Source organism: Haliea sp. E17 (genome assembly GCF_048323675.1).
Taxonomy (GTDB): Bacteria; Pseudomonadota; Gammaproteobacteria; order Pseudomonadales; family Halieaceae; genus Mangrovimicrobium.
In genome coordinates, this window is the sequence record NZ_JBLWFK010000003.1 from 289277 (window position 1) to 316163 (window position 26887).

Annotated in this window: 18 protein-coding genes; 10 read left to right on the forward strand and 8 right to left on the reverse strand. The window is 63.3% G+C overall.

Annotated features, from left to right (window positions below; all coding sequences use genetic code 11):
• Nucleotides 1-10: 10 nt before the first annotated feature.
• Nucleotides 11-1930, forward strand: coding sequence for an EAL domain-containing protein (locus tag ACNKU3_RS09900; RefSeq protein WP_418259291.1), 1920 nt, complete (start codon nucleotides 11-13; stop codon nucleotides 1928-1930).
• Nucleotides 1931-1999: 69 nt separating this feature from the next.
• On the opposite strand, the gene ACNKU3_RS09905 is transcribed toward ACNKU3_RS09900, so the two are convergent.
• The 5 genes from ACNKU3_RS09905 to ACNKU3_RS09925 form a co-directional block, all read right to left on the reverse strand.
• Nucleotides 2000-2314 (reverse strand): hypothetical protein, encoded by a 315-nt coding sequence (locus tag ACNKU3_RS09905; protein ID WP_418259292.1) that lies wholly within the window; start codon nucleotides 2312-2314, stop codon nucleotides 2000-2002.
• Nucleotides 2315-2444: 130 nt separating this feature from the next.
• The gene (locus ACNKU3_RS09910; protein ID WP_418259293.1) at nucleotides 2445-10385 is read right to left on the reverse strand and encodes a retention module-containing protein; all 7941 of its coding nucleotides are present in this window, start codon (nucleotides 10383-10385) and stop codon (nucleotides 2445-2447) included.
• Nucleotides 10386-10640: 255 nt separating this feature from the next.
• Nucleotides 10641-11270, reverse strand: a complete 630-nt coding sequence (locus ACNKU3_RS09915; protein ID WP_418259294.1) for a response regulator transcription factor — start codon at nucleotides 11268-11270, stop codon at nucleotides 10641-10643.
• Nucleotides 11270-12676, reverse strand: a complete 1407-nt coding sequence (locus ACNKU3_RS09920; RefSeq protein ID WP_418259295.1) for an HlyD family type I secretion periplasmic adaptor subunit — start codon at nucleotides 12674-12676, stop codon at nucleotides 11270-11272. The genes ACNKU3_RS09915 and ACNKU3_RS09920 overlap by 1 nt, the downstream gene beginning before the upstream one ends.
• Complete coding sequence (locus tag ACNKU3_RS09925; protein ID WP_418259296.1) at nucleotides 12673-14805, reverse strand: type I secretion system permease/ATPase; 2133 nt, start codon at nucleotides 14803-14805, stop codon at nucleotides 12673-12675. The genes ACNKU3_RS09920 and ACNKU3_RS09925 overlap by 4 nt, the downstream gene beginning before the upstream one ends.
• A 430-nt stretch (nucleotides 14806-15235) precedes the next feature.
• Here ACNKU3_RS09925 and ACNKU3_RS09930 point away from each other — a divergent pair, with 430 nt between their 5' ends.
• Nucleotides 15236-15454, forward strand: a complete 219-nt coding sequence (locus tag ACNKU3_RS09930) for a hypothetical protein (RefSeq protein ID WP_418259297.1) — start codon at nucleotides 15236-15238, stop codon at nucleotides 15452-15454.
• A gap of 3 nt (nucleotides 15455-15457) precedes the next feature.
• On the opposite strand, the gene ACNKU3_RS09935 is transcribed toward ACNKU3_RS09930, so the two are convergent.
• Entirely contained in the window at nucleotides 15458-16492 is a 1035-nt protein-coding gene (locus tag ACNKU3_RS09935; RefSeq protein WP_418259298.1) for a COX15/CtaA family protein, read from the reverse strand.
• 184 nt (nucleotides 16493-16676) lie between these two features.
• Between ACNKU3_RS09935 and ACNKU3_RS09940 the strand changes: the two genes are divergently transcribed.
• Nucleotides 16677-18575 (forward strand): ATP-binding cassette domain-containing protein, encoded by a 1899-nt coding sequence (locus ACNKU3_RS09940; RefSeq protein WP_418259299.1) that lies wholly within the window; start codon nucleotides 16677-16679, stop codon nucleotides 18573-18575.
• A gap of 13 nt (nucleotides 18576-18588) precedes the next feature.
• Here ACNKU3_RS09940 and ACNKU3_RS09945 read toward each other — a convergent pair whose 3' ends face one another.
• Together ACNKU3_RS09945 and pepD are read right to left on the reverse strand one after the other, a co-directional pair.
• Nucleotides 18589-19782, reverse strand: coding sequence for an aromatic amino acid transaminase (locus ACNKU3_RS09945; protein WP_418259300.1), 1194 nt, complete (start codon nucleotides 19780-19782; stop codon nucleotides 18589-18591).
• Nucleotides 19783-19797: 15 nt separating this feature from the next.
• Complete coding sequence (gene pepD, locus ACNKU3_RS09950) at nucleotides 19798-21240, reverse strand: beta-Ala-His dipeptidase (RefSeq protein ID WP_418259301.1); 1443 nt, start codon at nucleotides 21238-21240, stop codon at nucleotides 19798-19800.
• A gap of 180 nt (nucleotides 21241-21420) precedes the next feature.
• On the opposite strand from pepD, the gene ACNKU3_RS09955 reads away from it, so the two are divergent.
• From ACNKU3_RS09955 to ACNKU3_RS09985, 7 genes are all read left to right on the forward strand, one after another.
• The gene (locus ACNKU3_RS09955) at nucleotides 21421-21606 is read left to right on the forward strand and encodes a hypothetical protein (protein ID WP_418259302.1); all 186 of its coding nucleotides are present in this window, start codon (nucleotides 21421-21423) and stop codon (nucleotides 21604-21606) included.
• Between the two features lie 95 nt (nucleotides 21607-21701).
• A complete protein-coding gene (gene cmoA / locus ACNKU3_RS09960; protein WP_418259303.1) occupies nucleotides 21702-22433 on the forward strand; it encodes a carboxy-S-adenosyl-L-methionine synthase CmoA in 732 nt (243 codons plus the stop codon).
• The gene (gene cmoB / locus ACNKU3_RS09965; RefSeq protein WP_418259304.1) at nucleotides 22430-23410 is read left to right on the forward strand and encodes a tRNA 5-methoxyuridine(34)/uridine 5-oxyacetic acid(34) synthase CmoB; all 981 of its coding nucleotides are present in this window, start codon (nucleotides 22430-22432) and stop codon (nucleotides 23408-23410) included. The genes cmoA and cmoB overlap by 4 nt, the downstream gene beginning before the upstream one ends.
• Nucleotides 23411-23536: 126 nt before the next feature.
• On the forward strand, nucleotides 23537-25132 hold the full coding sequence (gene gshA, locus ACNKU3_RS09970; protein ID WP_418259305.1) for a glutamate--cysteine ligase: 1596 nt from the start codon (nucleotides 23537-23539) through the stop codon (nucleotides 25130-25132).
• The gene (locus ACNKU3_RS09975) at nucleotides 25129-25710 is read left to right on the forward strand and encodes an ACP phosphodiesterase (protein WP_418259306.1); all 582 of its coding nucleotides are present in this window, start codon (nucleotides 25129-25131) and stop codon (nucleotides 25708-25710) included. Before gshA ends, ACNKU3_RS09975 begins: the two co-directional genes overlap by 4 nt.
• A 181-nt stretch (nucleotides 25711-25891) precedes the next feature.
• Nucleotides 25892-26401 (forward strand): disulfide bond formation protein B, encoded by a 510-nt coding sequence (locus ACNKU3_RS09980; protein WP_418259307.1) that lies wholly within the window; start codon nucleotides 25892-25894, stop codon nucleotides 26399-26401.
• A 1-nt stretch (nucleotide 26402) separates the two neighbouring features.
• Nucleotides 26403-26873, forward strand: a complete 471-nt coding sequence (locus tag ACNKU3_RS09985; protein ID WP_418259308.1) for an Rsd/AlgQ family anti-sigma factor — start codon at nucleotides 26403-26405, stop codon at nucleotides 26871-26873.
• Nucleotides 26874-26887 lie beyond the last annotated feature (14 nt).

The following is a 26887-nucleotide window of genomic DNA, read 5'->3' on the forward strand; positions in this document are numbered from 1 at the left end:
GAGCCTGAACATGTCTCTACATTCAAAACTCTGGCTGGCGATCATCGGCCTTCTGCTGATTGTTTTCAGTGGCAGCTTCCTGGTGTCCACACTTTCGGCAAAGTCCTATTTACAGCAGCAGATTACGATGAAAAATGCCGACAACGCCGCAGCTCTCGCGCTCTCCCTGACCCAGCAGGGGGCGGACGACGTACTGCTGGAACTGACCCTGTCGGCGCAGTTTGACACCGGCTTCTATGAACTCATCGAGCTGCGCGACCCCGAGGGCAAACTGAAAATCCTGCGCCAGGATGAACATCCCGTCGAAGGCGTACCCGTATGGTTCATGTCCCTGTTCCCGATCAACGTCGAGGACGGCGTGGCCAGCGTGCAGTCCGGCTGGCAACAGGTCGGCACCCTCACCCTGCGCAGCCACTCGAAATTTGCCTATCAGCGGCTGTGGGAAAGCGCGCAGATTCTCGCCGCCATTTTTCTCGCCGCGATGATCGTCTCCGGGCTGATCGGTGGCCAGGTGCTGAAACGCATCCTCAAACCCCTGGATGACGTCGTCAACCAGGCGCGCGCCATCGGCGAGCGCCGCTTCATCAGCATCCCGGAGCCGAGCACCCTGGAATTCAGGCAGGTGGTGCAGGCGATGAACGAGCTCTCCGCGCGCATCAAGCAAATGCTCTCACAGGAGGCCAAGCGCCTGCAGAAATGGCAGCAGGAAGCCCACGTGGACAAGGTAACCGGCCTGAACAACCGCGAACCGTTCATGAAATCAGTAGAAGCTGCACTGGAAAGCGACGACGTCAACGCCACCGGCAGTCTCAGCCTGATACGCCTGACCCGGCTGGCGGAACTCAACCAGCTGTTCGGCCGCGCCACCATGGACAGCGTACTGCGGGCGATCGGCCAGGAACTCAACCGCATTACCATGGCCCACAGCCGCTGGGCCGCCTCGCGCCTGAACGGTTCGGACTTCGCCGTACTGGCGCCCCGTGCCATGGACCCGCTGGATGCCGCCACCCAGGCCCGCGACGCCATTCGCGGGGTACTCGAAAAACACAGTATCGATGACCGGGAAATCCTGCTGCCGACGGCGACCACGATTTACGCCCACGGCGATACCATCCGCAAGATCCTGACGCGCCTGGACGGCGCGCTGCTGTCCAATGAACGCGAAGGCGCCACCAGCATCAGCATCGCCTACGAAGGTGATATCCAGGTGCAGCCGATACGCCAGCAGCTGGAGGACTGGCGTGGCATCCTGACCCAGTCCTTCCGCGAGCGTAATTTCTACCTGGAGTTTTTCCCCCTCGTGGGCCTGAACAACCAGCTGATCCACCAGGAAGGCCTGGCGCGACTCAACTGGAAAGGTAACCATCTCGCGGCCGGGCTCTTCCTGCCCTGGATCAACCGGCTGGAACTGTCCGCCGATCTCGACAAGCAGGTCGTGGAACTCGCCCTGCAGGCCATCCAGTCGCAGGACCAGCCGGTCTGTATCAACCTGTCGGTGGCCGCGGTGGTGGAAGCGGACTTTGTCCCCTGGCTCAACGACCGCCTGGCCGTCAACCGCGACAATGCCCAGCGGCTCTGGCTGGAAGTCCCGGAGGCCATGGCCTTCCGCCATCTCGAGATGTTCAAGCTGCTGTGCACACGGATCAGGAGCCACGGCTGCAAGATTGGTATCGAGCACGTCGGGCACCAGTTAGCCGACCTCGGCAAACTCCACGATATCGGTGTCGACTACCTGAAGATCGATGCCAGCTTCGTGCGTGACCTCGATGCCAACGTGGCCAACCAGACCCTGCTGCGCACCCTGTGCACTGTTGGCCACTCTATCGGCCTGGAGGTCTACGCCGAGGGCGTGCGCTCAGAGGCCGAAAAAGCCAGCCTGCGGGAAGTGGGCGTAGACGGCCTGTCGGGACCGGGCGTCAGTCGCGGCTGATAACACCGCTCGCCTGACTGGAAAGCGAGACCGGATTCGGAACCGGTCTCGTCGAGCTGGCGAAATCGATTAATCGTCGCCCAGCAGGTTGAGGCTGCCCGCGCTGCCGCGGCGCAGTTTCTGGCGCTTGAGAATCTTTTCCTGCGCGGACCCGGGCAATTCGGTGAACAGGAAAACCCCCTTGTCGATCAGCAGGTCCACCACGTCCTCGAGTACACGGATAAAATCCTGGTCGGTGTCTGCCAGCGAGTCATCTGCACTGGCATGACCCAGCAGGGTTACCAGCTCCACTGAGCCCGCCGGCAATTCCTCATCAAAGTCCGCAGCCCACTCCAGGCTCACCGCGACCACCTCTCCCTGGCTGTTGCGTTTCACAAACGGCATGTGTGTTCTCCCTTCGAACGCTGCAATCCATGGTTTCCCGACTGCGATTCAAGTTCCGGCTACTGACACCGGAAAGCAAAAATCCCCGCCACCTTCCGGTGACGGGGATTGATCATACCGCGTAAGCGACTCAATCGGTAATCAGCTGACCGCTGTCCAGCATCTGCTGGATAACTGCGCTGAGTTCGTCCGAGCCCACCAGGTCCACACCTTCGAGGGTAATGGTCTGGTCGACCAGGTCGACGTCGCTGGCCTCGCCGGTGAAAGCGCCGGTGGAGCTGACTTCGATCACCGTGTTGGCACCGTCATAGGTGACATGCAGGTAGCTGGAGATATCCGCATCTGCCGCCTCCTCGCCCACCAGCAGGTCGCGCAGGTCGAGGCTGTCGTTGCCGGACTCGCCGAAGCCGCTGATGGTGACATCCTCCGGTGCCTCGCCGCCCTCGCTGAGCGAGAAGGCGAAGACATCGTCGCCCTCGCTGGCCAGCAGCGGAGTCGGGTCATCGACATGCTCGTCGAATTCAGTGACGCCAGCGTGCTCCATGATCATGTCCTTGACGTGCTGCATGGCGTCCGCTTCGGCAACCGGCGTGTAGCCGTTTTCCAGCAGGATACTCTGCAGTTCTTCTTCGGACACGGTCGCCAGGTCGAAGCTCTCGTCAGAGAAGGCCTCGTGGATACCCTGGGTGATCACGATGCCATTGTAGGCATCGCCATCGCTGTCGAGGGACTGCAGGAACACGGCCATGTTCTCCACGTACTCGTCGTTGAGGTCGCTCAGGCCGACACCGGCGATTTCCTGGAGGAATACCTTGCCGTCGCTCATGGCCTCCGCGGAGAAGGTTCCAATGATCACCGCACCAACGGTAAAGGTGATCATGTCGCCCAGGCGATAGGCGAAACTGCCGTTCTGGTCGGTCATTCCCGACAGGCCGGAGCTGGTGTAATAGCCCATCCCTTCGACAATGCCGTCAACGACCACACCGGTGACGATGTCATCGCCATTCTGGTCGATGCCGATCGTGATGGTGCCAGACGCGGCATCGCCGTCGCCATCGGTACCCGTTACCGGTACCTCCAGGGCGATGTCACTTGGCGTGAACTCGCTGAAGCCCTGCAGGGACACACCGAAGTTCTTGCCGCTGGCATCACCACCGACAGCGATAATCTCGACTTCGTGGTAATTGTCTGGCGTGCTCACCGTAAACGGCTGGTTCACGAAGGTCGCGACATCCCAGTTCCCCCCGTACTGGACCCCATCGACCCACACGGTGAAACTTGCATCACCAGGCTGCAGGTTGTTATCCACACTCGCACCGGGGATGGTGAAGGTGAAATTGTTGATGGAGGTCGGCTCGGGAGTACCGTTAAAACTGGTGCTGTCCACGCTGCCAAACGTCGTCGAGTTCGTATAGAACTGGAGCAAGAGACTTTCACCGGTGTTAATGGACTGGCCGGTGCCCACCCCGTATTCGGAAGTATCAGTATTCACAGTACTTCCGGGAGCGGAAATCACCACGTCTACATCGCTCGCACCACCACCGAGATCGGGAATACCGAAATAGACCTTGTTGCCTCCGGATACAGCCCCACTGCCCGAGGTGAAGTTCACGTTGTCGCCCTGGATCGAGAAGACATCGTCGGCAACCGCGACATCATAGGTACCGTCGTTATTCAGGGTGACGGTCATCGCCACGTTACTGTCGCCATCGACGGCCTGGATCAGGGTATCGCTAACCACATCCCAGCTCAGTGGGCTGAAGCCGGTCGTGAACAGTACCTGGTCACCGCCAATCGTGAGCACGGGCGCACCATCGGTGACATTGAACGAGAAGCCGCTGAGGTTGGCCCCGTCGGCACCCGGGTTGTCGAAGTTGAGCAGAATACCGCTCAATGTATTCTCACCCGGTGCGAGGATGACCTGGTCCGGGTTGAAATCTTCCGGCGTGTCATCATTGATCGCCACGGTGAAGCTCTGGCTGGCATCGAAGCTGCCATCCGCATCCTCAACCCGTACCGTTACAGCGAAAGTCGGGGTGTTGGTCTCGACATCATCTGCATTTACGTCGGCATGGTGACGTACCGGCTGCAGCAACTCCATGGTGTAGTCCGCATCCGTATTGGTCACGTCACCGTCCAGAATGGTGATGGTAAAGACCCTGTCGGCATTCGTCAGGTTGCCAGGATCTGCCGCATCCGCGCGATAACCGGTCAACACACCGCCCTTGCCGTTGTCGTCCCAGCGCGTGAGAACGGCTACGCCATCCAGTGTGACCAGGCCGGTCGCGCCAGTGGAAAGCGTGACACTCGAAACCGGGATATCGCCCATCGTGTACGTCACCGTACCGGACAGTGTGGGGTCGACATCACCATCACCGCCCGGGTTACCGTTGGCACCGACGATGTCATCCTCGTCAGCCACCAGGTCAGACGGATCATTGACCGTCACACCCGAATCCGTCACGGTAATCGTGTGCGAATCTGTCGCCACGTCACCGTCGGTATCGGTGACGGTCGCAGTGAAGGTGAATGTGCCATCAGCGGAGGTGTTGGGCGCCGGGTCGAAGCTCCAGCTGGCATTGCTGCCATCCCAGGCGATCGTCAGCGCGCCGATTACCACACCACCGGAGGTGACGTCCTCGGTGACCGAGGCCGGCGCCGCGCCCAGCGCGAAGCTGATCACAGTCATGGCGTCGTCGCCGCCAACCGTGACCGACAGGGTCGCATCCTGGTCCGCGCCTTCCACGATGGTGATGGCTGCGCCGATCGCAGCATCGACTTCGCCCACTGTATCGAGGTTGTCCGCACCGGCGTCCGCCTCGGCAATCGCCAGGGAAGGCACATCGTCGATGACCGCCAGGTTCACCGTGCCGGTGACAAATTCGCTGTCGCCCGGCTGTTCAGAGGCGATCACGGTCACGTTGCCCAGCGCAATGGTCTGCTCGCCATCGTTGCCAAACAGGTTGTCGAAGTTCTCCGACAGCACCATCTGCACTGTCACCTGGCCGGTGGTTTCCGCCGCAATCGAGGCCGGCGCCACCAGGTTCAGGGTCACTGCCAGCACACCGCCAACCGTACCCGTGATCTGGGTATCGGTGACGCGGGTCCAGACAATGTCGTTGCCCGCTTCGATGCCATTGAGGTCCGTGAGCAGGTTGCCCAGCGGGGCATCCTGGAAGCGGAACGTGGTCAGCGGGTCGGTACCGGCAGTGAAGTCCAGGGTATCCGAGGTGGTCAGCGGTTCCTTGACCGTATCCGAACCGTCGGCCAGGTCGTCCTCGTCCAGGGTCAGGGTAATTGAATTGCCGCCCTGCGGAGCGACATCCTGGGTCACCGTCACGGTGTGGCTGTCGCTCGCCACGTCGCCGTCGGCGTCCGTCACCGTCGCGGTGAAGGTGAAGGTGCCGTCAGCGGAGGTGTTGGGCGCCGGGTCGAAGCTCCAGTTGGCGGTGCTGCCATTCCAGGCGATCGTCAGCGCGCCGATCACTTCGCCACCGGAGGTGACGTCCTCGGTGACCGAGGCCGGCGCCGCGCCCAGCGCGAAGCTGATCTCGGTCATGGCGTCGTCGCCGCCAACCGTGACCGACAGGGTCGCATCCTGGTCCGCGCCTTCGACGATGGTGATGGCGGCGCCGATCGCAGCCGCGTCCTCGCGCACCGTATCGAGGTTGTCCGCACCGGCGTCCGCCTCGGCAATCGCCACGGAGGGCACATCGTCGATGACCGCCAGGTTCACCGTGCCGGTGGCAAATTCGCTGTCGCCCGGCTGTTCAGAGGCGATCACGGTCACGTTGCCCAGCGCAATGGTCTGCTCGCCATCGTTGCCAAACAGGTTGTCGAAGTTCTCCGACAGCACCATCTGCACTGTCACCTGGCCGGTGGTTTCCGCCGCAATCGAGGCCGGCGCCACCAGGTTCAGGGTCACTGCCAGCACACCGCCAACCGTACCCGTGATCTGGGTATCGGTGACGCGGGTCCAGACAATGTCGTTGCCCGCTTCGATGCCATTGAGGTCCGTGAGCAGGTTGCCCAGCGGGGCATCCTGGAAGCGGAACGTGGTCAGCGGGTCGGTACCGGCAGTGAAGTCCAGGGTATCTGAGGTGGTCAGCGGTTCCTTGACCGTATCCGAACCGTCGGCCAGGTCGTCCTCATCCAGGGTCAGGGTAATCGAATTGCCGCCCTGCGGAGCGACATCCTGGGTCACCGTCACGGTGTGGCTGTCGCTCGCCACGTCGCCATCGGCGTCCGTCACCGTCGCGGTGAAGGTGAAGGTGCCGTCAGCGGAGGTGTTGGGCGCCGGGTCGAAGCTCCAGCTGGCGGTGCTGCCATTCCAGGCGATCGTCAGCGCGCCGATCACTTCGCCACCGGAGGTGACGTCCTCGGTGACCGAGGCCGGCGCGGCGCCCAGCGCGAAGCTGATCTCGGTCATTGAGTCGTCGCCGCCAACCGTGACGGACAGGGTGCCATTCTGGTCCGCGCCTTCGACGATAGTGAGCGCGGCGCCGATCGCAGCCGCGTCCTCGCGCACCGTATCGAGGTTGTCGAAACCGGCATCGGCTTCAACGATGGTGATCGAGGGGACGTCGTCGAGCATGCCGAGGCTGACAAGCCCGGTGGCGGTGGAACCATCGATATCCGTGGCAACCACATTCACCGAACCCAGCGCCAGCGTGGTCTCGATGTTGTCGCCATACAGGTTCATCAGGTTGTCGGTCAGGGTCATCCGCACATCGGCGGTACCCGCGGGCACGTTGATGTTTTCCAGGTCCAGCGTGACCGCTTCCTGGGTCAGGCCCGCGTCGAGGTAACCCTTGATCTGGGTCGCGCTCTCGTAGTTCCACCAGATTTCCTGGCCAGCCAGGGTGTCCGTACTGGTCTCCAGGTTGGTCAGGACAGTGGAGAAAGCGATCGAGGCGAATGGATCGGAACCCGCCACGAAGGCCAGGCTCTGTACCGTGGTCACAGGAACAGCCGGGCTGGAGCCGTCCGGCAGGTCGTCCTCGTCCAGGTTCAGCACCACACCCGCGGAGTTCCCGGGAGGCGTGCCATCGTTGACTGTGACGGTGTGTGTATCGACCGCCACATCGCCGTCCGCATCGGTCACGGTGGCAACCATCTGGAAGCTGTCGTCGAGGTCGTTATCCACCGCGATCGGGTCGAAGGACCAGGTCACCGCGCCAGTGCCGCCATCATAGGTGACGGTCAGTGCGCCCAGGTCCTGCACGCCGTTGTTCACGGTGGCCGACTGCTGATCGTCCACGCCATCCAGGTTGAAGGCGATCGGCTGGCTCAGGCTGCCGGTGGTCAGGGTAATAACCAGCGTGCCACCCTGGTCCGCCCCCTCGACCACGGCGATCGAACCGGTTATCGGGCTCACCGCATCCTCGGCAACCGCAGCCGGATCGGCAAGGCCGAAATCGACCGAGGGGCCATCATCGGAGAAGTTGAAGGCGTACACCACGCCACCTTCCTGGCCGGTATCCACACCGGAGGCGAGGTCGACTGTTTCGCTGTCATTGTCGCCCTCGGAATCGAAGACGGTCTGGGTCAGGTTGATCTGGTAGAACACTGAACTCTCGCCTTCCCCAACGCCTTCGCCGGTCAGTGACACGACCTCGTCGAAGTTGTCCGGCGCATCCGGGTGGGCGATAGAGCCGATGCCGGTCTGGGTCAGGGTGACAATGCCGGTGGCGCCATCGACGGCGATGGTGAAGTAGACGTTCGCGCCGACACGCCCCTCGATCACACCGCCGTTGTTGTACAGGCTGATCTGCTGGCCGGCGTCGGCACCGGGGCCGTAGGCTACGAACAGGCCGGACTCGACACCCACGCTGCCGTCAGCGGGCAGGTCACTGCCGCCGGTCGCCAGGCTGACAGAGTAAACGACACTACCGGGGCCATCGGCGCCGAATATCACGTCGTCTTCAGCACCGCCCACGCTGCCGTCAATGTCGTTGGCAAAGAAGGCGCTGAAATCGGCGCTGGACTGGCGGTCGGCGTCAGTATCTTCGGGATTGTCATCCTGTCCGGAGGTTTCGTCCACGATCAGGGTCGGGAATTCACCTTCGAAGATTTCGCTGTTGTTGAGCGCCTCGCCCAGGGCACTGAGCTGTGCATCGGGCACGTCGTCGATCAGGGTAACGGTGTGGACGGCCGAAGCGGTATCGCCCTGGACATCACTGACAACAATCTGGACACCCGCGACAATGGTATCGAGACCGGCCACATCACCGGGCTCACCGCTGGTAACCAGGGTGTTTGACACAGTGCCGGTGAGGGTCGCTGTGTAATTTATCGTGTACTCTCCAGCCGCGTTGGGGCCGGAAATACCGGTAAAGGTGATCACTAGGGGGCCGAGGATCACCGAGTTGCCAGTGAGTGCGGCGTTATCGACAATCGTCACCGGGGCGCCCACTTGCAGTGCTCCGGCAACAATGGCGCCCGCCTGGATGGTAATGGCATCCAGGCCGTCCTCGGCGGTAACGGTGAAGGAACCGTCGCGGGCCAGGAAGTCCGCCTTGTTCGGCAGGAGCGACCGGCCAGTGGGCAGGAACTGCTCGTCACCTTCCGACGCACTGCCCTCGACACCGATGGCGCCGGGTTCCGGGGGCGGCGGCGGCGGGGGCGGGGGCGGCGGCGGGGGTGGCGGCGCATCGTCATCGATGATGGTCACCACGCCCTGCTGATCGGCAATGGTCGCGTTGTTCGCGTTGCTCAGGTTGAGGAACATGTTCTCATCGGGCTCATCTTCCGCGTCATCGAGCGTGACCACGGTAATGATGAGTTCGGTCTGGCCGGGCGCAAAGGTCAATGTGCCGGATGTCCCCAGGTAGTCGCCGTTGACTTCAATTGCGGTGCCATCGGCACTGACAAAATCAACGGTAACCGTTTCTTCCACAGCGCGGGACAGGCTAACCGTGACCTCGGCAGTCTCGCCCTCGAAAACGACGTCGTCGCCAATACTGATGGTGGGTTCTTCATAATCGTCGATGATTTCGACAATGCCCTGCCCATCGGCGATGCCGGCGTTGACCGGGTTGCTCAGGTTGACGTTGAAGAATTCGGTACCTTCGCGCAGGTTGTCCACGTTGGTAGTGAAGGTGATCTGGATTTCAGTGGTACCGGGCGGGAAAGTCACCGTATTGGTGTCGGGGTCGTAGTCACCGCCGACTACCGTGGCGGTGCCGTCCTCGCTTTCAAAGGTAACGGATACGGGCTGGTCCCAGGGCTTGTCCAGGCTGATGGTAACCGTGGCGGTCTCGCCTTCGATAACGATATCGTCGCCGATGCTGATGAGCGGCGGCACGGGTTCTACCACCGGGTTGCCGGTGACCACAACGGTAACCACAGCAACGTCGCCCTGGGAGCCGTCCGGATTGATGGCGAAGTAGGTAAAGGTATCGGTACCGGTGAACCCGGGATTCGGGGTGTAGGTCACCGTATCGTCATCGTTGAGCACCGCGATGCCGTTGCTGGGCTGGGTGATGGAAATGACATCCTCGCCCTCGGCAAAGATGTCATTCTGCTCGATATTGATGGTAACCGGCGTGCCTTCCTCGGTCTCGGCGCTGTCGTCGATAGCGTCGACCGAAGGCAGGGCCTCCTCGAAGGGGGCAACGAGTTCCGTACCCTGGCTTCCGAGCACGCCGCTGAATTCAGAGGTGTTTTCCACAATGCGGCCGAGGCGGATAAAACTGTGTCCGTCATCGGAGAGGCCGGGGGCGGTGCCGGGACCGGCTGCGGTCGGTGCGAGGACATTGCCGAGGTCTTCGCCACTTTCCAGCGCGGCCAGCACCTTGTCTACGGTCTCATCCTGGACCGCGCTTTCGTCGGCGCCCGGTGCGCGGTCGGCAACCATATCGGCGGTCAGCAGCAGTTCCGGAACGTCAGTGACAATCATCGGATTGCCATCGGACATGGACAGTTCAACCCTGGCCCCGTCCGGGGTCACCACGGTTTCCCCTTCCAGCAGTATATCGCCCTGTTGCAGTTCCCGGAGTTCTCCATCAGCGTTGCGGGCATAGGCTTTGCCTGTCACCGCTACCACTGTCGCTATCGCAGTACCTTCCATTGTCTTTCTCCCTACTGGTTCGCCACTTGCCGCGGCGGATTCTGATTGTTGTGAAACTTGGGAGTCTTGATACTAGAACTGCTGCCGGCTACGCACATTGTACCTTTGGACAGGTTTTGCACAGGAATCAGCCAGAAAGCGTGACCCGCCTCACAATTTTGTCGAATAGCGCCCGGAGCGGCCCCGGGGACATGCGCATCACGCTTCCAGCTGGAGCTGTCGCGTCAGCCGGTCCCAGCGGGCTGGTCCGGAACCTCAGTTGACGGTGGTGTAGGTGGGAATATTGTTCATCGCCAGGGCCAGCTGCACGCGATCGCGCACCCCGAGCTTTTCGAAAATCGCGGACAGGTGCGCTTTTACCGTGCGCTCGGTGATCTTCAGCGTGGCAGCGATCTCGCGATTGCTGGCTCCGTGAGCCACCTGTTCCGCGACCATCAGCTCCCGCGAGGTCAGTTCATTCAGCTCGTTGTCGACGGCGACCGGCGGCGGCACCACGCGCAATGACAGCGCCAGGTAACGCTGCATCAGCTCCGGCGGCATCCAGAATCCACCGTGCTCGACGACCAGGGCGATTTCCCGCAGCTGTTCCGGCGCTGCTTCCACGTGGCAGTATCCCCGCGCGCCTTCATTCAGCAACTGGAAAGCCTCCGCCTCCCCCGGCGTCGCCGCCATGATGACTACCGGCCAGCCAAACGCGACCGCGGCACGCACCTCGGCTATGCGCTGTGCCGGCGGCGTGGCGGCCAGGTCCAGCCAGACAATGCCCCGGGGCCCCGCAGTGGAAGCGCCAATGGACGATACTGCTGCGGCAAAACCGGCACGCGGGAACGCCTGGCGCCAGCGCTCCCGCAGTTCGCCACGAGGGCTAACGAATAGCTGTTCCATCAACGCTCCGACAATGCGTACTGCTTGGCCCTGAGCACCGGCTTCATCAGGTAGGCCAGAATGGTTTTCTTGCCGGTCAGGATATCCACTTCCACGGTCATCCCGGGGATGATGGGCTTGTCATCGGCGAGCCCCGCCTCATAGGTACGCACCAGCACTTCGTAGAAGGGATTGCCCTCCTCGTCCATCACCGTGTCCGCCCCGATATGCTCCACTTCCCCGTCGAGGCCGCCATACACCACGAAGTCGTAGGCGGTGAATTTCACCAGCGCTTTCTGCCCAGGCACCAGGAAGGCAATGTCCTTGGGACGGATGCGCACCTCCAGCAGCAGGGTATCGTCCGAGGGCACTACCTCGACGATTTCCTTGCCCGGTAGAACCACGCCGCCGATGGTGTGGAAGTACAACTGCTTGATGGTGCCGTTCACCGGCGAGCGCACCTCGGTCTGCTTGACCCGGTCGGAAAGCCCGGTGCCCGCTTCGCGCAGGCCGTTAATGCGGGTGATGGTTTCGGTGAGTTGCTCGCGCATATCGTTGACGAACTGCAGGTCGACTTCCGACACCTTGCGCTGGGCTTCCTGGATTGCCGACTGCAACCGGTTGATTTGCGCGGCGGCCTGCTTGCGCTCCCCGCTCAGTCGGTTGACCTCGCGCTCCAGGCGCAGTATTTCCACTTCCGAGACAGCACCGGACGCAACCATGGGGCGAGTCAGGTTCATTTCCTGCTGCGCCAGTTGCAGGGAGCGTGCCGCCTGGGCCTCGCGCGCCTGCACCTCGCTCAACTCCTCCCTGCGCTGGCTGAGTTGCTCCGTAGCAATCTGCTGCTCCAGGTTCCACTGTTCGAGGCTGGAATCGTAGAGCGCCTTTTCCTGGGCGATAATACCGGGGACGTATTGCTCCATGTCCGGGTCGGGTTCGAAGGGTGTTTTATCTGCCAGGGCGCGCAACCGCTGCGCCTTGACCGTGAGCGCGCGATACTCGGTCTGGTTCTCGCGCAGCGAAGACTGGGAGCGCGTCTGGTCCAGGCTCACCAGCAGCTGGCCTTTCCTGACCTTGTCGCCCTCCTTCACAAGAATTTCGGTGACCTGGCCGCCGTCCTGGGACTGGATGACTTGCACCTGTTGCGAGGGAATCACCTTGCCCTGCCCGCGGGTAACTTCATCGATACGCGCAAAAGCGGCCCACACCAACAGGCAGACGACTGTCAGCGCAACCACGTAGAGCAGTGCCCGCGCGCGCAGGGGCTGCTGTTCGATATAGGCGTGGTGGGCGTCCTGCCGCCATTCGACCGGCGAGGTATCAACCTCCTTCATCCAAGGCGCAAAAAGTGCATCGACCATGCGCCGGCCGAACCAGCGGCGAGGCCTGGGCTGGTCGACCAGTTCCGGCGGCAGTTGCTTGTTCATTTGGCTTTGCCTATGCGACCCTGCTGCAGGGCCTGGATAACACTGTCACGCGGCCCATCCGCCACCAGTTTGCCGTTGTCGACGACGATAATACGGTCGACCAGTTCCAGCAGCGCATTACGGTGGGTTACCACCAGCCAGGTGCGGCCTTCGACAAACCCTTTCAGGTGCTGCTTGACCGCGACCTCCGTCGAGTGATCCATCGAACCGGTGGGTTCGTCCATCAGCAGGATCGGCGGTTCATGCACGATCGCACGAGCCAGCGCCACCGATTTGCGCTGGCCGCCGGACAGCGATTCACCGCGCTCCCCGATCTGCATGTCGAAACCCTGGGGGTGGCGGTTCACGTATTCGGACAGGTTGGCGATTTCCACAGCCCGTACCAGCGCGCTGTCACTGACATGCGGGTTAGCCAGGGTCAGGTTCTCGCGCAGGCTGCCGAAGAACAGGGTGACGTCCTGCGGCACGTAGCCCACCCGGGAGCGCAGTTCACTGGGGTCGAGCTGGCGCAGGTCGATGCCGTCGATCATGATCGCCCCCCCGGTGGGCTGGTACAGGCCCATGGCGAGCTTGAGCAGGGTCGATTTGCCTGACCCCACCCGCCCCATGATCGCCACCTTCTCGCCCGGGCTGATCTTGAAGGAGACATCGGAGAGCGACTCCAGCCCGCCGTTCGGGTAGCCGAAGGAAACGTTCCTGAACTCGATCTCGCCCTTGAACATCTCCCGCGAAAGGAACTGGGCGCCATCCGGCCGCTCCAGCGGCTTGGCCATCACGTCATCGAGCGTTTTCAGGGCAATCTCTGCGTTGTGATACTGGGTAATCAGGCCGGCGAGCTGGCCGAAGGGGGCCATGACCCGGCTGGTCAGCATCGAGCAGGCAATCAGGCCACCCATACTGAGATCGCCGTTGGTGATCAGGTAGACGCCGGTAATCACCACGAACAGGGTGGCCAGCTGCTGGCCGGACTGGGTCACGTTGACTGTCGACGTGGACAGCATGCGCAACTGGATGCCCACCCGGGCGAGAAAGGCGGTGGTCTCCTCCCAGCGCCGCTGGGTGCGCGATTCTGCGCCCATGGCCTTGATGGTATCCAGACCCACCAGGGATTCGATCAGCGTGGAGTTGCGCAGCGCACCGGCGCGATAGGTGGTTTCCGCCAGCTCCTTGAGTTTGCCCTGAATGGACAGGGCAAAGCCGATGACCAGCAGCAGGCAGAGGAAAATCGGGATCAGCACCGGCCAGGCGATCCAGCCGATCACCAGGATAAATATAAGGGCAAAGGGAATGTCGATAATGGTAGTGATCGAGGCGGAGGTAATGAAGTCCCGCACGGTCTCGAAGGAGCGCAGGGTTACTGCGTAGGAACCGACGGACACCGGCCGGTGTTCCAGGCGGATTCCCAGCACCCGTTCCATGATGCGCGCGGAGAGCCTGATATCCACCCGGCGACTGGCCAGGTCGAGAAAGTACCCGCGCATGCTGCGCAGGGAGATGTCGGCGACGATGATCACGATCACCCCCGCCGCCAGCATCCACAGGGTCTCAACGGCGTAGTTGGGCACCACCCGGTCATAGACATTCATCGTGAACAGCGGCAGTGCGAGGGCGAAAATGTTGATGAAAAACGCCGCCAGCAGGACATCCCGGTAAATGGGCATGTTGGCGCGAATCGCATCCCAGAACCAGTGGCCGCGCTCGGTCGTACCGGTGCGCGGTGCCCGCGCGTCAAAGCGAAAGCGCGGTCGGCAGACAATCGCGTGCCCGGAGTAGGCGCTGCGCAGCTGTTCCAGGGGCACATCCACAACCGCGTCATTGAGTTCCGGATAGATTATCCGCGCGGTGGTCCCGTCCTCCTCCCAGCCCATCAGCAGGCAGGCCCGCTCGCCCTTCAGCAACAGCACGGCGGGCAGCAAGGCAGGCGAGATGTCGGCTATGTCGCGGGGCATCAGGCGGCTGCTGAGCCCCACCCGGCTGGCCGCGCGCTCGAACAGCGAGGGAGTGAGCCTGCCGTCGCTGATCGGCAGGCCGCTGACCAACGCTTCCGCAGTCGACGTCGTGCCGTGGTAGCGGCACAGCGCCAACAGGCACTGCAGGAGCGGGTCTTCCGCGCGGTTTACGGTATTCATCGCCTGTCGAGTATCTCGTTTGTGTCCTTCGTTTCAGGGGGGGCCGGTGGGGACATACACCCCCGCGAACAGAACACTGCCCCACCCGGACCTCCAGAATAGGCCGGGACAAGGAAATAAACTATGCTGGTTATGTGCTTTCCGTCACAAAGCCGGCGCAAGACCGGGGCGAGACAGTGTGCGACGCGCCCCGCTGGAAGGATTTTTCCCAGGCCAATTCTGCCAGGTAAGGCAATGCTGCCGCCTGCAGGCGGTGGGCTCAATAGAGTTGAAGGCACATTCTGTGAAGCAGTTCACATCCCGGGACGAATATAGACGATACAGGGTTATCTGGCACTAACATAGAGAGAAATACCCGGACGGCACACAGATGCCGGGCAAGGATAATTTAGGCAAATGATGGACCACGCAAGCTCGAGAGGATACGGACATGGGTGACAAGGCCATATTCGAGGTCAGGGACCTGGATCCCGGCACCAGTAGCGCTGAAGTCAAGGATGGCAAGAAATACATGGGGATCGAACGCCGCAAGCAGAATCGCCGCAGCGGCATGGATCGGCGTACTGATGTTCGCTACGAACCGGGCAAGGACGACCGGCGCAAGGACCACGGGCGTCGCCACGACGACAACGGCCCGCAGTTCTGGTAACCCTCAGCGGGGAGACTCACGCAGCGCGTGCGCTGTAAACAGCACCGCACTCAGCAACAACACCGCGCCGCCCTGGTGGGCGGCCGCCAGCCAAACCGGCACATGCAACAGCAAGGTACTGATCCCCAGGCAGACCTGCAGCCACAGTGCCGCCAGCATCAACCCGAGTCCAAGCAACGCACGTGGGCTGACTCCCTTGCGCCAGGCCTGGAAGGCGAATCCATGCAGCAGGGCAAACAGGGTGTAGGCGAATATCCGGTGGTTGAACTGGATCGTCGTTATATCCTCGAACGCCGCCAGCCAGGCCGGGTCTGTGGCGTAGAGTCCGGGCGGCACAAATGAGCTGCCCATCAGTGGCCAGGTGCTGAAGGCGAAACCGGCCCGGGTACCCGCAACCAGCCCGCCACTCAGGATCATCAGGTAAACAAGGCCGGCCATTGCCGCGCCCGCGCGCGCCGGACGCCCGGCACCGCGCCGCGGGAACAGCAGGTCCAGCGCCACCCAGAGCAGCGCCCCATAGATCAGCACCGCCAGGCCGAGGTGCGCGGTCAGGCGGTACTGGCTGACCCGCGGGTTATCCACCAGCCCGCTCTTGACCATGAACCAGCCGAGCAGGCCCTGCATGCCGCCGAGCACGAACAGCATCCAGAGTTTGGGCATGACGCCCGCCCGGACCCAGCCGCGGAAGGCGAAAAACACCATGGGGAAGAAAAACAGCACGCCGATCATGCGGCCGAGCAGCCGGTGCAGGTACTCGAACATGAAAATGGCCTTGAAGCCGTCCAGGTCCATGCCCCGGTTGACCTTCTGGTATTCCGGGAACTGCTTGTACTTGCTGAAGGTTTCCTGCCAGGCCTCCTCGGTGATGGGAGGTATGGCTCCCATCAGCGGTTTCCACTCCACCATCGACAGGCCCGAGTTGGTCAGGCGGGTCACACCGCCGAGAATGATCATCCCGAAGACTACGGCGGCACAGAGCAATAGCCAGGTGGCGATGGCGCGGTCGTGGCCGCGGTCCCTGTCCCTGGTCAGCGGCATGTGTTTACCCTCACTGCGCGGTTCCTGTTGTAATCCTGCTTCATTATTGACTGGCTCCAGACCGGGTCTCCCGGGCAACTCGCGGGAGCGCAACTCTACCAGAAGGCAGCGGCGAGGTCAGGCGCTGGCGAGTCAGGGACGCTTGGCGTAGACTGCGCCCCCTCCCACCACAGAACCTTGCACCATGCCACTGTTTCGACTTGACCGCGCCAGCCTGCACTACGGCCCCCAGGTGCTTCTCGACGGTGTCGACCTGCAACTGGGCCGCGGCGAGCGCCTCGGCCTGCTCGGCCGCAACGGCGCCGGTAAAAGCACCCTGATGCGGATCATCGCCGGCGAACAGTCGCTCGACAGCGGCGAGCGCTGGCTGCGCCCGGGCGTGAAGATCGCCCGCCTGGAACAGGACCTGCCGGAAGCCGGCGAGCAAAGTGTGTTCGAGGTCGTCGCCAGCGGCCTGGCCGAGGCCGGCACCCTGCTGGCCCGCTACCACGAACTGGTCCGCGGCGAGGACATGGCGGCGCTGGCCGCGGTCCAGCAGCAGCTGGAGGCCGTGGACGGCTGGAACCTGCAGACCCGGGTGGAAACCACCCTCAGCCAGTTACAGCTGCCCGCGGACACCCCGATGTCCGAACTCTCCGGCGGCTGGCGCCGGCGGGTCGCTCTGGCCCGGGCCCTGGTCAGCGACCCGGACATCCTCCTCCTCGACGAACCCACCAACCACCTCGACCTGCCGACCATCAGCTGGCTGGAGTCCCAGATCGCAACTTTCCGCGGTTCTGTCGTGCTGATCACCCACGACCGGCGCTTCCTGCAGAACGTGGTCAACCACATCGCCGAACTGGACCGCGGCAAGCTGCGCCTGTGGCGTGGTGATTACCGCGGCTACCTGAACTTCCGCGAGGAAGCGCTGGCCGCCGAACAACGCGCCAACGAACTGTTCGACAAGAAGCTCTCCGAGGAGGAGGCCTGGATCCGCCAGGGCATCAAGGCCCGGCGCACCCGCAATGAAGGTCGCGTAAGGGCCCTGAAAGCGCTGCGCGAGGAGCGCAGCCAGCGGCGCGAAGTCCAGGGGCGGGCCAACTTCAATATCGACGACGCCGACCGCTCCGGCAAACTGGTCGCCGAGGTGGAGCATGTCAGCCAGCGCTTCGGCGATCGCGACATCCTGCGCGACTTCTCGACCATCATCCAGCGCGGTGATCGCATCGGCATTGTCGGCCCCAACGGCGCCGGCAAATCGACCCTGGTGAAAATCCTGCTGGGTGAACTCACGCCGGACAGCGGCAAAGTCACCCTGGGCACCAAACTGGAAATCGCCTACTCCGACCAGCTGCGCGGCCAGCTCGACCCGGAGAAAAACCTGATCGACAACATCTGCGGCGGCCAGGACTTCATCGAGATCGGCGGCAAGCGCCGCCACGCCATCAGCTACCTCGGGGATTTCCTGTTCAGTCCCGAGCGCGCCCGCACGCCGGCGAAAGCGCTCTCCGGGGGCGAGCAGAACCGGGCCATCCTGGCGCGCCTGTTCAGCAAGCCCGCCAACCTGCTGGTGCTGGACGAACCCACCAATGACCTCGACATCGAGACCCTCGAGCTGCTGGAGGAAATCCTGCTGGATTTCGCCGGCACGGTATTATTGGTCAGCCACGACCGCGAATTCATGGACAACGTGGTCACCAGCCTGCTGGTCATTCGCGGCGACGGCACGGTCGAGGAACAGGCCGGCAGCTACAGCGACTGGGAGGCCCGCGGCGGTCGCCTCAGCCCCCCCGCCCGCGAGTCGGGCAAAAGTGGCGGCAAGCCGGCGGAGACTGCGCCAATACCGGAAAAGGACGCCGCCGCCAAGGCCCCCGCGGCCAAACCGCGCAAGCTGTCCTACAAGGACCAGCGTGAGCTGGAAGCGCTGCCGGCAAAAATTGAAACCCTGGAAACCCGGATCGGAGAGCTGGAGACCCGCGTCTCAGACCCCGGCTTTTACCAGGGCGAGCGCGCGGAAATAGAAAAAACCACAGCCGAGCTGGCGCGACTGCACGGGGAACTGGAGAGCGCCTTCGAGCGCTGGTCCGAGCTCGAAGGCGAGTAGGCGCCGCGCCGGGTCAATCGCCGAGAACGGCGGCGACAGAAGCTGCCAGATATTCCACGTTGCCCGCGTTCACCCCGGCCACATTGATACGCGACGAGTCGAGCATGTAGACGCTGTGCTCGCGGCGCAGTCGCTGGGCCTGCTCCGCGCTCAGGCCGAGGAAGGAAAACATGCCCTTTTCCCTTTCGATAAAGGCGTAGTCGCGGCCGGTCGCGGATTCCAGGGCGCTGCGCAGGGACACCCGCAGGCCGTTGATACGCGTACACATCCCCTCCAGTTCGGCCCGCCAGGCAGACTCCAGTCGCGTATCAGCGAGGATTCGCCCGCCGATCAGGGCGCCGTGGGCCGGCGGCATGGAGTAGCAACGGCGCGCCGCCGCGAGTGCGTGTCCGGTGCTGTTGGCGGCGTGGCTGGCATCCTCGCAGACGAACAGCACGGCGCCGGTGCGCTCGCGGTAGAGCCCCATATTCTTCGAGCTCGAAGCCGCGATGATCACTTCCGGCAGGCGCTCCACCAGCAGGCGCAGGCCCGCCGCATCGTTTTCCAGGCCGTCGCCGAGCCCCTGGTAGGCGATATCCACCATTGGGGTAAAACCCTGCAAGTCCGCCATGCGGGCGATTTCCGCCCACTGCGCCAGGGACAGGTCGGCGCCGCAGGGATTATGGCAGCAGCCGTGCAACAGCACGACGTCACCGGGCCGGGCCTTTTTCAGGTCCGCCGTCATCGCGTCGAAGTCGACGTCGTGGCTGGCGGGGTCGTAATAGCGGTAAGTGGCGAACTCCAGCCCGACACTGCCGAGCAGGGGAATGTGCACCGGCCAGGTGGGGTCGCTGACCCAGACCCGCGCCCCGGGTGACGCCGCGCGCACCACTTCCGAACCCAGGCGCAGCGCGCCACAACCGCCCGGTGTCTGTACCGTGCTGACGCGTCCCTCTGCCAGGACGCGGCTATCCCCGCCGAGCAGCAGCCTGCGCATGCCCGTGTTATAGGCCTCGTCTCCCGCTGGCGGCATATACACCTTGGTCTGCTCTTCCGCGACCAGCGCCTGCTGGGCCTCGCGCACCGCGGCAAATACCGGGCACAGGCCATCCTCGTCCATGTAGACGCCCAGGGTCAGGTCAACTTTTTCGGGATTGCTATCGGCACGTGCCTCGGCGGCCAGTCCCAGGACCGGGTCGGTCGGCAGCGCTTGCAAATGTTCCAGCATGGTATTTACCTCGTATCAGATTTCCGCGAGCAGGGCTGTCAGGAATTGCCAGAAGGGTGCGACAGTATCAATTTTCAGGCGCTCGGTGGGGGAATGCGCGCCGCGTATGGTAGGCCCGAATGAGAGGATATCCAAATCCGGTTTGGCGCCCTTGAGAATGCCGCATTCGAGGCCCGCGTGAATGGCCTTCACCGCAGGCACCGAGGCGAACAGGCGTTCGTGCAGCGCGCTGGCCCGGGCCAGCAGGGCGCTGTCGAAATCCGGTTTCCAGCCGGGGTAGCCCACGGTTTCCTCGACGTCGAGGGCAAAGGCACGGGTCAGCGCCATCAGGGTATGGCGCAGGGGAAGGGACTGGCCGGCGTCGAAAAAGCGGAAGCTGGTCTCGACGAACAGCGTGCCCTGCGTCAGTTGCAGCACCGCGAGGTTGATACTGAGGTCCACCAGTTCAGCCCGCTGCTCCAGGTTGTAGGCCTGTGCGCCGTGGGGCAGCGCGGCAATCAGGTCCAGCACCTGGCGCGAATCGCGCGCCTCCAGCGCGCTGTCCGTGGCGACCGCCTGCAGCGTGAGTTCCAGCTGCGCATCCACCGCGGGCAGGTAGTCCAGCCAGCGCTGGCGAATTACGGGCAGGCGCTGTGCCAGCGCCTCCGCCTGTTCCGGTGAACAGGAAAAGCTCACCCTGCCCTCACGGGGGATCACGTTATGCGCGAGGCCCGCGTCGAAAGCCTGCAGGCGCAGTCCCTGGACATCCTCCAGGCATTCGCCGAGCAGTTTGATTGCATTGCCCAGTTGTTCGTGGATCTGGATGCCGGAATGCCCGCCGCTCAAGCCACCGATACGCAATTCCCAGCTGCCGGCGCCGCTGTCCACCGGGGCGGTGCTGTAGGATTTGGTAAACTCCATCCCGGCACCGCCCGCGCAACCCACATAGAGCTCGTTCCAGTCCTCGGTATCGAGGTTGAGCATCAGCGAGCCGCTGAGCATGCCGGCGTCGAGGTTGAGGGCACCACCAAGGCCGGTTTCCTCGTCGACCGTAAACAGCAGTTCCAGGGGCGGGTGATCCACGCCGGAGGCCGTCATCAGCGCCGCGGCGGCAGCGCAGCCGATACCGTTATCCGCGCCCAGGGTCGTGCCGGTCGCACCCAGCCAGCCATCGCGCACCGCCAGTTGCAGGGGATCGACCAGGAAATCGTGGGGGCTGTCGGCCTTCTTTACCGTGACCATGTCCAGGTGGTTCTGGATCACCACCGTGGGGTGCCCCTCGCGGCCCGGGCTGGCGGGCACCCGGACCAGCAGATTGCCGGCCTCATCACAGGTATGGCCAAAACCCCGGGCATCGGCCTGGCCTATCAGGTAATCGCGTACCGCTGCCTCGTGCTTCGAGGGCCGGGGAATCTGGGTAATGCGGTAGAAGTGTTCCCAGAGGTCGGCGGGCTGCTGTGGGTAATCGTGTGGTTTCATCGGTCGCTCGGGAAGCCTGGAAGCTCGGCAAAGTGGCAGAGTCGGGAGCCGCGCATTATAGCGCCGCGGGTGATATTTCACATAAATCGCAGGCATTTTTTACGCCCAATCGCCCAGGGCGAAGCCTAGACTGGAAGCGAGTCGATACACCTCCCCATAGTCAATTCGGGTGACCGCAGTATGAAGCGTAAAGACGATGGCAAGACCAGCCTGGTGGAGTTCCTGTCCAGCATCAGGTTTTCGCGCAAATCCAGCCGGACGGATGAAGGTGCCGGCCTGGGGCAGTTCGCCGCATTCGACCAGCAGGTGTGCCCGGCGCGCCTGCGCAACCACGAAGACCAGTTCCTGGTGCGCAGCGCCAACTGATCCGCCCCACCATCGCGGGTGATCGTATTCGCCCGCGCGCAACACCGGCGTGGTAGAATCCGGGCCCGCAGCATACCTCTGCCTGGATTCCTGCCATGAGCGATTCCCGCGATACCATCTACGCCAACCCCCTGCAAACTGCCGGCCTGTTCAGCTTTGACGCCCGGGTTGCCGAGGTATTCCCGGACATGATCCAGCGCTCGGTACCGGGCTATACCAATATCGTCGCCATGACCGGACTACTGGCCCAGCGTTTCGCCACACCCGGCAGCAATCTCTACGACCTCGGCTGCTCCCTCGGCGCCTCCTCCCTGGCAATGCGCAGGAATATCGACAGCGACGACTGCCGGATCATCGGCGTGGACAATTCGCCGGCGATGCTCGCACGCTGCCGGGAAATCGTCGATGCGGATGATACGGCGACCCCGGTGGAACTGCTCTGCGCGGACCTCGCCGACGTGGCTATCGAGAACGCCTCGGTGGTAGTGCTCAACTTCACCCTGCAGTTCGTACCGCAGGGCCAGCGCAACGCCGTGATCGAGCGCATCTACCAGGGCCTGCGCCCCGGAGGCATCCTGGTGCTCTCGGAGAAGGTGGTTTTCGAGAATCCGCACCTGGATGCGCTCAACATCGAGCTGCACCACGAGTTCAAGCGCGCCAACGGCTACAGCGACCTGGAAATCGCGCAAAAGCGCGCCGCGCTGGAAAACGTGCTGGTTCCCGAAAGCCTCGCTCACCACAAACAGCGCATGCAGGGCGCGGGCTTCGGCGCCTGCGATGTCTGGTTCCAGTGCTTCAACTTCGCGTCCATGATCGCCCTGAAATGATCGACTACCAGCCCCTGATCGACAGCTGGCGGGACACCGCGCTGGCCGCGTGGGCGGAGCGCCTGCCAGGGCAACTGCAGCGCGGCATGTCCCTCGAGCGCTACGGCGACCTGCCGCGCTGGCTCAGGGTGCTGGACGCCCTGCCGGATATCCCGGTGACCACGACCGACATGGCTACTTCCAGGGTCGGCGCGCATACCAGCCCCCCCCTGCCCGCCGCGGAGCGCGAGCACCTCAGGGAAACGCTGATGGGACTGCACCCCTGGCGCAAGGGCCCCTTCGACCTGTTCGGCGTACACATCGACACCGAGTGGCGTTCGGACTGGAAATGGGACCGCCTCGTCAAGGACATTGCCCCACTCGAAGGCCGCCGGGTATTGGACGTGGGTTGCGGCAATGGCTACCACTGCTGGCGGATGACCGGCGCCGGCGCGGCCGAGGTCATCGGCATCGACCCGACCCCGCTGTTCGTGGTGCAATTCTGGGCCCTGCAGCGCTACCTGCGCCAGCCGGACACCTGGGTGCTGCCCTTGGGCATCGAAGCCGTACCCGAGAAGCTGCAGGCCTTCGACAGCGTTTTTTCCATGGGCGTCCTCTATCACCGGCGCTCGCCGATGGACCACCTGATCGCCCTGCGCGACTGCCTGCGCCCGGGTGGCCAGCTGGTACTGGAAACCCTGGTCATAGAGGGCAGCGCCGGCGCAGTGCTGGTTCCCGAGGGGCGCTATGCGCGTATGGGCAACGTATGGTTCCTGCCCAGCTGCGACACCCTGCTCAGCTGGTTGCGCAAGGTCGGATTTTGCCATCCGCGGGTGATCTCGGACGCCGTCACCGGCACCGATGAGCAGCGCGCCACGGACTGGATGACCTTCCACTCCCTGGCCCAGTTCCTCGACCCCGACGACAGGAGCCGGACCATCGAGGGTTATCCCGCGCCGCGACGCGCCGTGGTCCTGGCGGAAACCCCGGGGGCGTGAACTCTCCCCTAATCTGACTGTACTCGCCTGTGGGCCGGGGCTAAACTTGTCCGCGCCCACACGCATATCGCGGGAGCCCGACGCCTGGCGGGCCACGCCACCGCACTACCCGACAAGGAGCTCGAATTGGCTTCCCGATTGCAACAGCAGCTCGCGGCACTGGTCGCGCCACAACATCAACACCTTTTGCGCGATATCTGCCGCGGTATTGAAAAGGAGAGCCTGCGGGTCAGCCCCGCGGGGCGGCTGGCGCAGACCCCGCACCCGCAGGTGCTCGGTTCCGCCCTGACCCACAACTGGATCACCACCGACTTCTCCGAGGCGTTGCTGGAATTCATCACCCCGGTCAACAACGTGGTCGGCCAGAGCCTGCAGAAACTCGAGGACATCCACCGCTTCGTCTACAGCCAGCTGGGCGAGGAGATGCTGTGGACCACTTCCATGCCCTGCGTCATGGGTATCGACGATGAAATCCCGGTTGCGCTCTACGGCTCATCGAATGTCGCCCGGATGAAAACCACCTATCGCCACGGCCTGAGCCATCGTTACGGCCGGGTGATGCAGACCATCGCCGGTATTCACTACAATTTTTCCATGCCGCTGGAGTTCTGGGACCAGGCCTGGGCGGCGGACGGCCACCAGCAGGAACTGGTGGACTACATTACCGAGCGCTACCTCGGCCTGATCCGCAATTTCCGTCGCCACGTATGGCTGCTGGTCTACCTGTTCGGCGCCTCTCCGGCACTCTGCGCCAGCTTCCTCCGCGGTCGCGACAACCACAACCTGGAACAATTCGACAACAGCGGCAAAACGCTCTACCTGCCCCACGCGACCTCACTGCGCATGGGCGACCTCGGCTACAACAGCGCCGCGCAGAAAAACCTCCGCGTCTGCTATAACTCGCTGGCCAGCTACGTGGAAGCACTGCGCAGCGCCATCATGCGCCCGCACCCCGACTACGCCGCGTTTTCCCATGGGGAAAACGGCGAATACCAGCAGTTGAACGACAGCCTGCTGCAAATCGAAAACGAGTTCTACAGCCCGATTCGGCCCAAGCGCGTGACCCGTTCCGGCGAGACCCCGCTGCACGCACTCACCGAACGCGGTATCGAATACATCGAAGTCCGCTGTATCGACGTCAGCCCCTTTAGCCCCCTGGGCATCGACAGCGAGCAGATCAGGTTCATGGATTGCTTCCTGCTGCACTGCCTGTTATCCGACAGCCCGGCCTGCGATGAACACGAGCAGGACAGCATCGCCGCAAACCTGGCGTCCGTGGTGAACCGCGGCCGGGAGCCCGGACTGCAGTTGCAGCGCAATGGCGGGGAAGTCCCGTTCAGCACATGGGCGGAACAGCTCATAGGTGAGATAGCCGGGGTAGCGGAGGCCTTTGACAGGGCCCAGGGCTGCCGGGATTACAGCGCCAGTGTAGAGCTGCAACGACAGAAAATTGCCGACCCGGAGCGCACACCTTCGGCCAGGGTGCTGCGGGAGATGCGCGAGCAGGACCAGTCCTTCTTCCAGTTCGGGCTTGGCTACAGCACCCGCTGGGCCGAGCAGTTCCGCGCGAAGCCCCTGCCCCGCGACAAGCAAGCGGTCTTCCAGCACGAGGCGCAGCGCTCCCTGCAGGCGCAGCGGGACATCGAGGCCGCCGACCAGGTCAGCTTCGAGCAGTACCTCGCCGATTTCTACGGCCAGTACGACTCGCTGCCGGTGAATTGAATTATCTCGCGCACTTCCACCTGGCCTGGCCGGACCCGGGACTAATTGCCGGCGCCCTCGAGGGCGACTATCGCAAGGGTCCCCTGCGCGGCGAACTGCCCGCCCCGGTGGAACGCGGGATACGCCTGCACCGGGCGGTTGACGCCTATACCGACAGTCACCCGCTGATTGAGACGCTGCGCCGCCAGTTCCCCGACGGCCTGCGCCGCTACGCCGGCATCCTGATAGACCTCAGCTTCGACCACTTCCTGTGCCGGCACTGGCAGCGCTTTAACGACCTGCCCCGCGCCAGCTTTAACCAGTTGGTATACCGGGAACTGGCCGGCGCGCAGGCCGATCTCAGCCCACCGGCCCGGCGCATGGCGCAACGGATGAGCGACATCGACCTGCTGGATCACTACGCCCGCTGGGACACCATTCCCGCCAGCGCGGCGCGCATTGGCGAGCGACTGAAGCGCGGCAACCCCTTCCTCGACGCCGAACGGGACCTGGCGCCACACCGGGACGCCATCGAACAGGCGTTCCTGGCGTTCTACCCGCAACTGTTCGAATTCGCCCGCAGTCATCACCTGCCTTGAACTTCTGTACTCGCGCAGGCTCCAATACCCGGCATTGCGCCAGCTATCGGTCGCGCCCACTGCGCCGCGGCGGGCAGATGCGTTAAACTGGACGGCGACCCGGGGCGACAGGATTGCCCGGACCCTGACCCGACAATCAAAAAATGCGGACCACCCGACACTCCGCCAAGGAACAAGCTACATGCTCAAGGCTCTCTCCCCCCGCACGGTTTTCGCTGGACTGGTTGCCCTCGCAGCCGTTTCCATGCTGTTCGCCGTGTTTTACCTGCAACGGCACCTGAACCTGCCACCCTGTCCGCTGTGCATGACCCAGCGGGTGTTTGTGGTCGGCTGGGGGCTGATCGCGCTGATTGCGGTGATCCATAACCCGGCGGGCGTGGGGAGACGGATATATGGCGCACTCTGCGCCATCAGTGCCGTACTCGGCGGAGCGGTGGCGGCGCGCCATGTCTGGTTGCAGTACCTGCCGGAAGACCAGGTCCCCGCCTGCGGCCCGAGCCTGGAATACATGCTGCAAACCCTGCCATTCAGCGAGACCCTGGAACTGGTGCTGATGGGGGACGGCAACTGTGCCGACGTGCAGTGGACCTTCCTCGGGCTCAGCATTCCCGAACAGACACTCGCCGTTTTCGTCGTGGCGGCCCTTGTCAGCCTGTGGCAAACTCTGCGGAGCTACCCGCCGAGGACCTGAAATGCCGCAAAGCCATCGCGACACGACGCAGCAGTTTGACGATGTAGAGGATTTACTCGGCCGCTGGCTGAAGGAACGTCGCGTACTGCTGGCGCGCTACACCCAGGTGGCGACCATTGTGAGCGCTCAGCTCAGCCTGGACGGCCTGGCGCGCAGCCAGCGCGAGTTCTGTGAAGTGCTGGTGGATTACATTTCCGCGGGGCATTTCGAGGTCTACCTGAAACTGCTCGACGAGGCGGAAAGCTACGGGGACGGCAGCGACGCCCTGGCCGTTGCACTGATACCGGCGATTACCGATACCACGGAATTCATACTCGCCTACGAAGAGAAATACGCGCCGGACTTCGATGACACGATCAACCTGGATCGCGACCTGTCCGCGCTGGGTGAGATGCTGGAATCGCGCTTCACCCTGGAAGACCAGCTGATCGCCGGCCTGCACAACAGCCACCGGCGCCAGTCAGGTAACTGACGCCGGGGCTACAG